This window comes from Vibrio plantisponsor (assembly GCF_013041605.1).
In the GTDB taxonomy this organism is placed as follows: Bacteria; Pseudomonadota; Gammaproteobacteria; order Enterobacterales; family Vibrionaceae; genus Vibrio; species Vibrio plantisponsor.
This window is the reverse complement of sequence record NZ_JABEQC010000010.1, coordinates 97,421-110,395: the sequence shown is the minus strand read 5'-3', so window position 1 is coordinate 110,395 and position 12,975 is coordinate 97,421. Positions and strand designations below refer to the sequence as shown.

Below are 12,975 nucleotides of genomic sequence, written 5' to 3'. Positions count from 1 at the left end.
GCTTTAACCACCAATAGATGCTAAATGCGGAGTCATGCCTGTATTTCCTTCCTGGAGAAAATGGCTGACGGATTTGTTCTGTAGCTGCATTTGAATACGTTCGATCAACTCGGCTTCCTGTGCGTCTTCCTGAAGCAAATCTCTGAGCTCTAGACCTTTTTCGCCAAAAAGACAAAGATGCAATTTGCCAAGCGCAGACACTCTGAGTCGATTGCAACTCTCACAGAAGTTCTTTTCGTAAGGCATGATAAGACCGATTTCGCCCTGATAATCCGCATGCACAAAGACCTGTGCAGGGCCATCATTGTTTTCTCTCGCTTTTAGAATCCAGCCGTTGGCAATAAGTTGATTACGGATTGTGACTCCAGAGATATGATGTTTAGCGAACAAATCGTCCATTTCACCCGTTTGCATCAGTTCGATAAAACGCAGTTGGATTGGGCGGTGTTTGATCCATTCAAGAAACAGAGGAAGTTCGTTGTGATTGCGATCTTTCATCAACACCACATTCACTTTGACTTGTTCATAACCAACTTCGAACGCGCGGTCGATGCCCGCCATGACTTGATGAAAGCGGTTTTCACCCGTGATTTGATGAAACATTCTCGGGTCTAAACTATCGACGCTGACATTGATATGCGTGAGGCCAGCTTCTTTCCAATCTGCAACTCCCTTTTCCATCCGGTAACCATTGGTAGTGGTAGCTATTTTCTTAATATTTGAGTTATCGGCAACCAAGCGGATGATATCGGTAAAGTCTTTACGTAATGTAGGTTCACCACCAGTAATGCGTATTTTTGAAGTACCACAATCAGCGAAAGCATTTACCACGCGACGGATTTCAGGAAGGGTTAAAAAAGACGAGTTTTTGCTCCCCGAAGGTTTATAACCATCAGGCAGACAATAAGTACATTTGAAGTTACAAACATCGGTAACTGACAGACGCAAATAATAAAATTTACGCTGGAATTTATCTTCGAATTGTTGCGCCACGGAACACCTTTCCAAATACGGGAGGCATAAACATTTCCACTTATGCCCTCGTGACAATATGCCACTGGCTTCTTAACCATATCACTATCAATAGTTTCAAGTAACTTAGATGAAAAAGCTCGGAGTTATGGCAGCCGGCTAGAAAGCTGAACGCTTATCTAATCAGCGACTACTGGCTGTAAAATACTGAAAAACGCATCATCTTTCTAGTAAATCAGTTGCAAAAGAAAACCAAAGTCCTAATTTACCTCTAAATAAGTATATGTCGTTTTCAATATCCTATACATTCTAGTACACCCAAGCCCCTTGGGGTTGTTGATGGGCAATACATTCACAACTTAACTTCCATCGGCTAAGGTTTTATCAAATATTAGAAGAATAAAGATGATGAACTTATACAAAGATAAAAAAGTGGTCGCTATTGGCGGCGGTCACGGTTTAGGACGAATTTTGGCAGCGTTAAAGCATTTCGGTTCTAACGCAACCGGTATTGTTACCACTACAGACAATGGCGGTTCGACTGGGCGAATTCGCCACTGCCAAGGCGGAATTGCTTGGGGTGATACGCGGAACTGTATTAACCAGTTGATTACCGACCCTTCCATCAGCTCGATGATGTTTGAATACCGCTTTAAAGGCAGCGGCGAGCTTGATGGTCACAACCTCGGTAACCTGATGCTAACAGCTCTGGATAACCTCTCAGTTCGTCCACTAGACGCAATCAATCTTATCCGCACCATGCTGAAAGTTGATGTGAACATTATTCCTATGTCAGAACATCCATCCGATCTCACCGCATTAGCAACAAACGGCAAATGGGTAACAGGTGAAACCAGCGTAGATGAGATGGAAGACGACTTATTACGACTCGACCTTGAACCGAAGGTTGCGGCAACGTTCGAGGGAGTCGAGGCGATTGCGGCAGCCGATGCGATTATTCTTGGTCCCGGCAGTTTTCTTACCAGTATAATGCCGCCGCTCCTTTTGCCTAAAATCGGTCAGGCGATTTTTGACAACCAAAAGGCCAAGGTGATTTTTATTGAGAACTTATCACCTGAATACGGCCCTGCGGGTCGTATGAGCCTGAAACAGAAGCTCGAATGGTGCGAACGCGCGTGTAAAAATCGCAAGATTGATGTGGTGATTGGTCCGAAAGAACACTCAGATTTAAAAGACAATTGGATCTGTGTGACTCGCGATTTGGCATCACCAAACCGCGATTGGCGTCATGATCGAGACAAGTTGCGCCTCGCAATTGAAGAACAGTTGAACAGTTAATTAGCTGACTGGGTTTATGGTTCACCACTGCGGCTACGATTGTTGGTCGCAGTGGTGCTGACTCGCTAACGATAATCGGTAACAATTTACAATCACTGATTAATCACAGCTGCTTGTGACAATTAACTGCTGATAGTAGCCGTGAGTCTGGTTAAGAATATCTATCATGTTCGCGGTTTCTACCGCTTCATCAAATTGCTCACCTAATTTTGCCTTAGCGTCAAGATCGACCGCCTTTGCACAGAGTCTATCAGCACCGAAACTCGCCGCACTGCTCTTTAATGCATGGCTGATATCTTTAAGATATTGAGTTTTGTCAGTTACCTCATCGCCGGTTAAACTTTGCTGATAGGCTACTAGCTCACCAAGAAAAATCTCAAGGAGCATTGGTACGTTCTCTTCACCAATTTCTCTTGCTAATTTCTCTATCTTGCTTTGGTTTAACACGTCCATAATTATCGACTTTCCTTCTCTTTCTCATTCCACGTTTGTAGTTTTCTATAGAGCGTTGAAGGGCTGACATCCAAATAGCCCGCCGCTTTTGGAATGTTGCCATCACAAGCTTCTATCGCTTTTTCGATCGCCTGTTTTTCCGTCATCCAAAGAGGAAAGATTTCATGCACGGTAATAGGACCGCTCATCGGCATGTCAACGGATTCAACACGTTCCTGAGGTAAGTTCAACGGTGGAGGCAACATATCTTGAGTGATCTCTTTACCCTCATTAAGAACCACTACATTACGCAATACATTCTGTAACTGACGAACGTTACCCGGCCACTCGTAGCGTTTAAAGCGCTCTACCACTTCAGGAGACAAACGAACAAAACCTTTGCCTTCTTCTTTAGACATATAACCCAACAGCGAATAAGCGATTTCGATGACGTCATCACTTCGTTCACGCAAAGGCGGCAGATGCAATGGGATAACATAGAGGCGGTAATATAAGTCTTCCCTAAAACGCCCTTCCTGCACTTCTTTCCATGGATCTCGGTTGGTTGCACAAACGAATCGTACATCCACGCTTTTCATCTTAGAAGAGCCGACTTTTTGAAATGTGCCCGTCTGAATAAAGCGAAGCAGTTTTGTTTGCAATTCTAGATCCATCTCGCACAACTCATCGAGAAACAGTGTGCCTCCATCTGCTAATTCAGCTGCGCCTTGTCGGTCAGCCGCGGCACCTGTAAAGGCACCTTTCACGTGACCAAACAACTCACTTTCAATCAAATCTTTAGGAATCGCAGCACAGTTAATAGCGATAAACGGTTTATCACCGCGTTTACTTGCCGCATGAATCGCCTCTGCACACACTTCTTTACCGGTACCACTTTCTCCGGTTATAAAAATGCTCGCTTTACTGGTCGCGGCCGAGTCTATGGTGCGATAAACCGCCTGCATCGTCTGACTACTTCCGATAAAGCCCTGATAATTTTGATTATTAAGACCATCAGCATCATTTTTTAGCTTACTGGCTTTGCGGATAGCGTTGTTCACGGTGACACGCAGTCGATCCGCTTCACAAGGTTTGATCAAAAAGTCCTGAGCCCCGTGGCGCATTGCTTCAACCGCTGTATCAATCGAACCATGCGCGGTCATGAAAATAACGGGAACTTCAGGTGATTTCTGTTTTACGGCATGCAAAACGTCCATCCCAGTCATATCTGGTAATCGAAGGTCGAGAAGAATTAAATCAGGTTCGCGTGCGGCGATGCTTTCTATTGCTTCGCGCCCCGTCCCTACTATGTTGATATCTATTTCAAGTGGAGTTAGATAAGAACGATACAATGCCGCCACGGACACCGTGTCTTCCACCATCAATAAGTATTTTGCTTTTTGTGGTGTGTAATTATGTTGCATAACCTAGCCATTTATTTTTGCATTTTGCTTCATGATTGCATTAGAAGTTGCATTTTGCAAATAAACAGAGGCTAAACCATACAACTAGTATGAGAATTGAACAAATTTGGTATTTTATACTTGGCACGCTAAATGCTTAGTACTGACTGACCCTAACGGGTCACCTAGCCAACTGACGTTGTTAGTGAATACGATATTCACGAAATAACAGCCAATAGAGACGATTTCTATTGGCTATTTTTTTATCTGACTCTAGCTCAGAATCCATAGCTAAGAGTTCGCAATAAATTGCTTTCTTAACTCTTCAATCTGATCGCGTGTTTTCGCCGCCATCTCGAACTCAAGGTTTTGTGCATACTTGTACATTTGACCTTCTAACTTACTGATCTCTTTATCTAATTGTTGTGGAGTTAAAGACCCATAGTTAGCAGCATCCTCTGCGACTTTAGACAGCGCAACCACTTTACTTGATTTCTGCTTGCGAGATTTAGCAATATCACCGATTTCCATAATGTCTTTGATATTACGTTTTAGTGCCTGTGGTTTAAGCCCCATGGCCTCGTTATAAGCACGCTGTTTCTCGCGACGACGGTTGGTCTCATCCATAGCTTTCTTCATCGACTTCGTGATGCTGTCAGCATAAAGAATCGCTCGACCTTCTAGGTTACGAGCAGCACGACCAATAGTCTGAATAAGAGAACGTTCTGAACGTAAGAAGCCTTCTTTGTCCGCATCCAAAATCGCAACCAAAGACACTTCTGGCATGTCCAAACCTTCTCGCAACAAGTTGATACCCACCAATACGTCAAATTCGCCCAAACGTAAATCTCGAATGATCTCGACCCTTTCCACTGTATCGATATCCGAATGAAGGTATCGCACCTTAACACCATGTTCATGAAGATATTCGGTCAAGTCTTCTGCCATACGCTTAGTTAACGTAGTCACAAGTACGCGTTCATCTTTTGCAGAGCGGATACGAATTTCAGACAACAGATCGTCAACCTGAGTAGCCACAGGACGAACTTCGAGCTCAGGATCCAATAACCCTGTAGGACGAACAACTTGGTCAGCCACCTCACCCGCCGATTTTTCTAACTCATAATTACCCGGCGTCGCAGAAACAAAAATCGTCTGCGGAGCCAGTGCTTCGAATTCTTCAAATTTAAGAGGTCGGTTATCCAAAGCAGAAGGTAAACGGAAACCAAATTCCACCAGCGTCTCTTTACGTGAACGATCACCTTTAAACATTGCGCCAATCTGCGGAACAGTAACGTGGGATTCATCAATAACCAGTAAGCCATCATGCGGCAGGTAATCGAAAAGTGTCGGTGGCGGCTCGCCCTCATTACGTCCACTCAAGAATCGAGAGTAGTTTTCTATACCCGAGCAGAAACCTAGCTCATTCATCATTTCAATATCAAATTGTGTCCGCTGAGTAATACGCTGCTCTTCCAGCAGTTTATTATTTTCAAGCAGATACTTACGGCGCGACTCGAGTTCAACTTTAATATTCTCAATCGCTTCGAGAATGCGTTCGCGCGGTGTGACATAGTGAGTTTTCGGGTAGACCGTAAAACGCGGCAAGTCTCGCTGTTTTATCGCACCAGTGAGCGGATCAAATAAGCTGATGCATTCTACTTCTTCATCGAACATCTCCACGCGCACCGCATCTTGGTCAGATTCAGCAGGGAAAATATCAATCACTTCACCGCGCACACGGAACTGACCGCGCTCAAACGCTACATCATTGCGGGAATACTGAAGCTCCGCCAAGCGACGCAGCATATCACGCTGATTGATCACATCTCCTCGGCGTAAATGAAGCATCATCTTCAAGTAGGAATCAGGGTCACCCAGACCGTAAATCGCGGAAACAGAAGCCACGATGATGGCATCTTTGCGCTCCAGTAACGCTTTGGTAGCAGAAAGACGCATTTGCTCAATATGAGCGTTTACAGATGAATCTTTCTCGATGAAAGTATCCGTCGTCGGCACGTAAGCTTCAGGCTGGTAATAGTCGTAGTAGGAAACAAAGTATTCGACGGCATTGTTTGGGAAAAAAGCTTTCATTTCGCCATAAAGCTGCGCTGCAAGCGTCTTATTCGGCGCAAGCAAAATCGTTGGTCGTTGTGAGCGAGCAATAACATTCGCTAGGGTAAACGTTTTACCAGACCCCGTAACACCCAACAGAGTTTGATGCGCAAGTCCTGCTTCAATTCCTTCTAAAAGCTGCTCAATGGCTTTAGGCTGATCGCCGGATGGGCGATACTGTGATACCAATTCAAACGCCTTACTCATTACGCTTTCTTCCTACAGTCTGAACGAAGAACTATTGTCGCTGCTTGCCTTACAGCATGGCAAGTCATAATTGTTATTTACTATTGTGAAAACTTTATATGGGATTCTTATCTTCATAGGTAAGCACCCATGAAACAGTTTCATAACTACCAATCAAACTTGTGTTTCAGATCTACCAAGGCTAAAAAATAACGTTCGCATCAGCCTAAAAAGTTTGTTAACATCATCGCCCCACCGAGTTATACCTATCTAAAATACCCAAATAATAATCCACTGGTTTTCCCCAAAATTTCCAATTCTGGCATTGAATTGACCTTTTTCTCGCAGTTTAGAATCGTTAGAAAAAACAGTGGATAACATGATTTATAAAATAAAAATCATTTAGTTAGATAATTTATACAATCGATTACATTTAGAGTTTTCACTTAAATGAAACCACTTCAAATGATTGCTCAAGTTTCATCAACACACTTATCCACAAATTTGGTGGATAAGTAAATCCAGCGTAATACCCATAAGGGGTACAGAAAAGTAAACTATTTTTTTTGAAAAAAATTAGCTGAATTTTTTAGTGTAAAGGTTGACACTCCCCGTCCCTCTAAGTAACATCCGCACCGCACTAAGCAATTCCCCCTTAGTTCAGTCGGTAGAACGGCGGACTGTTAATCCGTATGTCGCAAGTTCAAGTCTTGCAGGGGGAGCCAAATTCAAGAAAAAAGACGTCCTAGGACGTCTTTTTTTGTATCTATCACATTTAATTGCTTTTTACTGCTGTTAAATTACTTGACCTCAAACTTTCTAGTCCTCTTTAGGAAGTAAGAACAGGCCTCTTGGGTTAAATTCTAAATAAGCATGTTTGGTCAATTCGTGGCTAAACTGTGCGGAGTTAAGTTGCAATAGCAGTTCCTGTTCGTGCCATCTCACCGTGACTTCATACATTGACCCCATATAGGCGAACTTCAGTATTTCACACGCTTGGCTGTTCTCACCTTGTGTGCTCAAAGTAATGGCTTCAGGGCGAACGCCAATCTGGTATTCACCATCTGACTTGCCGGATACTGCATCTGGGTCAGCGTCAATAGAATAGCCATTAATATGAATGCGTTCACCATCGAAATGCCCCTGAAATAGGTTTGCCTCTCCCATAAAGTTCGCCATAAACATTGATTTCGGTGATTTGTATAGCTCTTGAGGTGAACCAATCTGCATGATTTCACCACTTTTCATGACGATCACAGTATCAGAAACCGCGAATGCTTCTGCTTGATCGTGTGTTACATATAGAGAAGTGATGTCGAAGCGCTTTTGTAACTCTCGAATCGTTTCACGCATGCTACGGCGTAAATTGGCGTCTAAGTTACTCAAAGGCTCGTCAAATAACAGTACTTTAGGTTTGAGAACTAAAGCGCGGGCGAGAGCCACTCGCTGTTGTTGCCCACCGGATATTTGGTCTACAAAACGTTCACCCATGCCTTCCAGATCGACGATTTTCAAAGCTTCGTCAACTCGCTGGCGAATTTCTTCTGCAGGTAGTTTAAGCATTTTTAGTCCATAAGCGACGTTCTCATACAAAGACATGTGAGGAAATAGGGCGTACGATTGAAACACCATACAGATATCCCGTTGCTGTATTGAACGTTCAGTTACATCTTCCCCATCAATAAATATTTGACCACTAGTCGCTTTTTCTAGCCCCGCGACTAAACGTAAGACTGTGGTTTTACCGCAACCTGATGGGCCCAGCAGAGTGACAAGACTGCCTTTCTTTATTTCCAAATCCAGATTATCGATAACGGTATTGCTGCCGAACCGTTTGCAGATATTTTTCAGTACAACGAAGTTTTGTTTTTCCACGATGATATCTCCTAAGAATCTTGATTAGTGGCTTTTGAGCGAGATATACGAGCTTCGCCGACCAGCAGATCAAACAACAATATGATGGCTAACATCACCACAATAAGGACGGAGCCATAAGCAATAGCAATTCCGTATTCTCCGTCTTCGACTCGATTCAGAATATACGATGTAGCAACACGGGTTTCGGGTGTAACCAGGAAGATAATGGCACTCACAGTTGTCATTGCGCGCACAAAACTGTAAACCAGTGTCGATAAAATCGCTGGGCGCAACAGTGGCAAAATGATATGACGAATGGTTTGTAAAGAACTTGCACGTAAGCTCAAAGATGCTTCATCGAGCGACTTGTCGAGCTGTCCAAGTCCAGCGATGCCAGAACGAATCCCGACGGGAACATTTCGCATTACCATAGAAATCACGACAATCGCCGCCGTTCCTGTGAGATAGATTGGTGCATCATTAAATGCCAGAATGTAAGACACACCAGCCACAGTTCCGGGAACCGCAAAGCATAGCATGGTGGAAAACTCGATGACCTTTTTGCCGTAAAACTGTTGGCGAACAACCACATAAGCAATCAGCAAACCAAATAACGCTGTGATAGGAGCCGCGACTCCAGCATAAATCATCGTTGTGATAAGTGAAGGCCAAGCACCATCAGACATGCCATTACCAAATAGGTTGATGTAGTTCTGCAACGTGAGAGTGTAATCAACCCCCCAGTTCACCGTGAAACTACCGAAGAAGATGCTTCCATATAGAAGCACATTAAACACCATCCATATGTAGAGGGTAATGGTGACTCCTAGTTTGAGAGATGCTGGCATTTCCTGAACATCGCCACGATAAGCTTTGCCTGAGATTGTCACGTAAGAGCGTTGACCTATCCAAAGATACTGTACGACAAATATTGCAAGAGAAAATAGTAGCAAAACGGAACCAAGCGTACTGGCGGAGGCATAATCTAATTGAGCTCCAGCAATATAAAAATAGATCTGAGTAGCTAGAACATCAAAGCTTCCCCCAAGCACCAGAGGGTTACTAAAGTCTGCAAGAGACTGCACGAAAATAATCAGGAATGAGTTGGCCAGAGCAGGTTTCAATAAGGGAAGAATGATGCCAAAAAATGTCTGATAGCGGTTAGCTTTCAGAGTATAAGATGCTTCTTCCAATGACGGATGCAGTGACTTCAAAGCTCCATCCAAAATCATGAATGACATAGGTGCAAATGCGAGTACCTGCGCCAGCCAAATGCCTGTAAAACCATATAACCAGTTAGTTTTTTGAAGTCCAAACCACTCGACCATTAATTCGGTGATGTAACCAGAGCGACCTAACATAAGAGTGACACCAAGACCTACGATGAAAGGCGGTGTAACAATTGGCAGTATTGAAAACACTCTAGCAATAAAGGCTGAACGTCTTGCAATACGAGTGGTATAGATAGCGAATATCAAACCGAAGAAAGTAGCTCCAACACCTACTGCAGTTCCAAGAACAATAGAATTACGAATCACGGACAAAGTATGAGATTGTGTAAGAATCTCCATAAACTGCCATGCGGTCCACAACCCCATGTCATCTTTAAACATAGGTAGAAAAATCGCAACACTCGGGAAAATGATGAAAATAGCAATCAGCAAAATGATGCTAATCAGAGAGCCAATGACGAAATGATCACCTCCTAAATACTCTAGTCGGGCAAAAGCGATTGTCATCACGGCTCCCAACCCAACAAACAGAAGTATGGTGGAGTAACCTAACCCTTGATGAGTGAGCCAAGAACTAGCGAGTATTGCAAGCATGCAGAACACTGAATAGCCAATATCAATATAGTGACGAACTTTATGATCACGCCCTAATGGATGAAGCGGACGAATTGCTAGAAACGCTGGCAAACTAAACCATAGCCAAGATATGTTCAGAGAACTCCACCCCATGGCGTCATAAAATTCGTCAGAGGTTGATTCAAACAGACCATAGTCCAAAGCAAAAGATGGCAGAAGAATAAAACTAAAGAACACAACGCCAAGCCAGTAAAACACAGCATCTATTCGCCGTGGCTGGCTGTTCGCGAGGTTCAATGCTTGAGTTCGCTCGTTCATTATGGAACCTTTATTTTGAGTTGCATTCAGCCTGCCCGCCAATACTGGCAGACTGAATGTCAGGTGATGAAAACCGTTAAATGACGGTCAGAAATACTAGGGAGGTTAGTTGCCCATTTTGACGTCGTTAACCCATTTGGTAATTAGACGCTTGCGTTCGTCGGACGAACCGTAGGTTTCCATGTCGTAGTTAATTAACTTAAGTTCTTTTGGATTCAACGCATTAGGTGATTGTTCAGCCTGAGTATTCGTCAAGATTTGGAACGACTCGCCTTGCTTCCAAGCCAATTCCTGACCTTCTTTCGACAGTACCCAGTCAACGAACAATTTGGCGTTATCTAAGTTTCGAGCACCTTTGATAATACTCACTCCGCCAATTTCATAACCGGTTCCTTCACACGGTGAAATCAGCTCCAACGGAGCTCCTTTTGACTGTTCAAGAGAATAGTCGTGTAGGAAACCAATGCCGATTGCGATTTCTCCACGTGCCGAATTACGAGACGGGGTAACGCCAGATTTGGTGTATTGAGACACGTTTTTGTCTAGTTGCTTGAAGTACTCAAATGCACTTGGCTCGTCCCAAAGTTGAATAAATGTCGCCAATGCTGTGTATGCCGTTCCAGAACTTTGAGGGTCAGCTATCTGAATTTCTCCCTTGTATTCTGGTTTGGTGAGATCACTCCAACAACGTGGAATAGGAACCCCTTTCTGGGCAAGCCGTTCGGTGTTAACACCGAACCCCAGAATCCCCATATATACTGCAGATGAGTAGTTTCCTTTACGTTTAGCTGGATCTCGGAAGTTTGTCATGATGTTTTCAAGCTGGGGAGATTTATAGGCCTGCAGTAGGTCCATTTCGCCAGCTTGCGATTGTGGGTCAAGCGTACCGCCATACCAGACATCGGCACGAGGGTTATTCTTCTCTGCATCAATTTTTGCAAGTGTACTACCGGAGCCATTGCGAACAAATGATGTCTTAACATCAAATTTTTCAGAAAACGCCTTGGTTTCGGCTTCACACATGGCGTTAGTGGCACTGCAGTAGACTACAAGCCGCCCTTCAGCTTGAGCGACGGGCGTTGCCATAACAGATCCAAGGATACTTAGAGCGAGCAGCGTACGTTTTGCTTTTACAATCATTGGTTTTTCCCTCTTTGTTAATGCCTGCCTGAATTCCTGATCAGGCAAGAAGCCAATCAGGTCACCATTAGAAGCATTGTCACGTTGTTAGATAGTAAAGCTTTCATGATATTGGTAGCTCATCGTCCGAACTCGGTTGCTGAGCCTTTATAAAAGGAAGCAGTTGTAAACTAATCACAGCTGCCGCCGCGGTAATCAAACAGAAAAATCCTTCCCACCCCCAATGCTCAATAGCGAGAGACATTGGATAACTCGCAAGCGCCGCACCGAAATAACTGAATAAGCCTATAAATCCGGTAGCCGTACCAGCTAGGTCTTTCCTAGCGCATTCGGCGGCGGCCATACCGATCATCATCTGTGGGCCAAATACAAAGAAACCGATACAGAAAAAACATCCAGCTAGAAATCCTATATGCTGCACTGGGGTTAACCACAGTGCAGCAACTGAAGCAAAAATACCCAAGGCGAAAATCAAGTTCATCGGGGCACGATTACCATGGAAATATCGGTCCGAACCCCAACCACCAAATAACGAGCCCAAAAAACCACCTACTTCAAACATGGAAACCGCGCTATTTGCACTCAAGACGTCATAGGAATGTCGCTCCACTAGGTACAAAGCACCCCAGTCGTTAATTGCAATTCTCACGACATATACCAGCAGATATGACCCGCACAGCAACCATATGTAACGGTTTGTCAGCACATAGCGATAAACTGCTACATTGAAGGACAGCCCTTGCCCTTCCTTTTCATGTTCCAACTCAAGCGAATCATTGCGCCATTGGCCAACGGAAGGTAATCCGATATGAGTGGGTTTTTCCTGTATGCGATAACATAGCCAAATACCAACTAATACAGCACCACAACCAGGCACGATAAACCCATAGCGCCAGCCAAAATTCAAACTAATAAAACCAATCGTGATAGGGATCAAAGCTCCGCTAAGGTTGTGGCAGGTATTCCAAATCGACCACCAAAATCCTCGCTCACTTCGTGAATACCAACTGGTTAGTATTTTGGCGCATGCTGGCCACCCCCACCCCTGAAAAAACGCGTTTATCGTCCATAGCAAGGTAAACGCAAGTAACGAAGAGCTGAAACCAAAAGCAATATTTACAATACCAGTAGCTATCAAACCCAATCCCATAAAATATCGAGATCTGGAACGGTCTATCATCAAGCCAGAAACAAACTTAGAAACACCATAGGTTAAATAGAACATGGTACCTAATAGACCAAAGTCGGAATAATCCATCCCTAAGTCAATCAACATCCCTGGCAGTGCAAAGTTGTAACTTTTACGAGTAAAGTAAAAAACCGCGTATCCGACATACATGGATACCATCAACTGAATGCGCCAATAACGATAAGCCTGATCGGTGTCCATGTTTGTGCTATTGGTTTGTGTCGGCACAATGTTCATGCTTGTTTGTCCTTGTTAA

General features: G+C 43.9%; 9 protein-coding genes, 1 tRNA gene and 1 riboswitch. Of the genes, 2 read left to right on the top strand and 8 right to left on the bottom strand.

All coding sequences use genetic code 11. The features are described from left to right. Window positions 1-3: 3 nt before the first annotated feature. Complete coding sequence (moaA, locus tag HKI82_RS14965; protein WP_171138429.1) at window positions 4-993, bottom strand: GTP 3',8-cyclase MoaA; 990 nt, start codon at window positions 991-993, stop codon at window positions 4-6. Further along, a riboswitch (molybdenum cofactor riboswitch) is annotated at window positions 981-1,130 on the bottom strand. Its footprint overlaps the gene before it by 13 nt. 250 nt (window positions 1,131-1,380) lie before the next feature. On the opposite strand from moaA, the gene yvcK reads away from it, so the two are divergent. Then, window positions 1,381-2,271: a uridine diphosphate-N-acetylglucosamine-binding protein YvcK gene (gene yvcK, locus HKI82_RS14960; protein ID WP_102940304.1), complete on the top strand. Its 891-nt coding sequence runs from the start codon at window positions 1,381-1,383 to the stop codon at window positions 2,269-2,271. Window positions 2,272-2,370: 99 nt separating this feature from the next. On the opposite strand, the gene luxU is transcribed toward yvcK, so the two are convergent. The 3 genes from luxU to uvrB all read right to left on the bottom strand — a co-directional run bounded on the left by luxU (window position 2,371) and on the right by uvrB (window position 6,428). Then, window positions 2,371-2,724: a quorum-sensing phosphorelay protein LuxU gene (luxU, locus tag HKI82_RS14955; RefSeq protein ID WP_206361921.1), complete on the bottom strand. Its 354-nt coding sequence runs from the start codon at window positions 2,722-2,724 to the stop codon at window positions 2,371-2,373. Window positions 2,725-2,726: 2 nt separating this feature from the next. Next, a complete protein-coding gene (gene luxO / locus HKI82_RS14950) occupies window positions 2,727-4,127 on the bottom strand; it encodes a quorum-sensing sigma-54 dependent transcriptional regulator LuxO (RefSeq protein WP_102940163.1) in 1,401 nt (466 codons plus the stop codon). Window positions 4,128-4,397: 270 nt separating this feature from the next. Continuing rightward, window positions 4,398-6,428 (bottom strand): excinuclease ABC subunit UvrB, encoded by a 2,031-nt coding sequence (uvrB, locus tag HKI82_RS14945; protein ID WP_171138428.1) that lies wholly within the window; start codon window positions 6,426-6,428, stop codon window positions 4,398-4,400. Between the two features lie 628 nt (window positions 6,429-7,056). Between uvrB and HKI82_RS14940 the strand changes: the two genes are divergently transcribed. Then, window positions 7,057-7,132 (top strand) — tRNA-Asn (locus HKI82_RS14940). Window positions 7,133-7,226: 94 nt separating this feature from the next. On the opposite strand, the gene fbpC is transcribed toward HKI82_RS14940, so the two are convergent. From fbpC to uhpC, 4 genes are all read right to left on the bottom strand, one after another. Further along, on the bottom strand, window positions 7,227-8,282 hold the full coding sequence (gene fbpC / locus HKI82_RS14935) for a ferric ABC transporter ATP-binding protein (RefSeq protein WP_102940165.1): 1,056 nt from the start codon (window positions 8,280-8,282) through the stop codon (window positions 7,227-7,229). Between the two features lie 11 nt (window positions 8,283-8,293). Further along, on the bottom strand, window positions 8,294-10,390 hold the full coding sequence (locus HKI82_RS14930) for an ABC transporter permease (RefSeq protein WP_171138427.1): 2,097 nt from the start codon (window positions 10,388-10,390) through the stop codon (window positions 8,294-8,296). Between the two features lie 105 nt (window positions 10,391-10,495). Next, complete coding sequence (locus tag HKI82_RS14925; RefSeq protein WP_102940167.1) at window positions 10,496-11,530, bottom strand: ABC transporter substrate-binding protein; 1,035 nt, start codon at window positions 11,528-11,530, stop codon at window positions 10,496-10,498. Between the two features lie 103 nt (window positions 11,531-11,633). Continuing rightward, window positions 11,634-12,956, bottom strand: coding sequence for an MFS transporter family glucose-6-phosphate receptor UhpC (gene uhpC, locus HKI82_RS14920; protein WP_171138426.1), 1,323 nt, complete (start codon window positions 12,954-12,956; stop codon window positions 11,634-11,636). Between the last annotated feature and the right edge of the window lie 19 nt (window positions 12,957-12,975).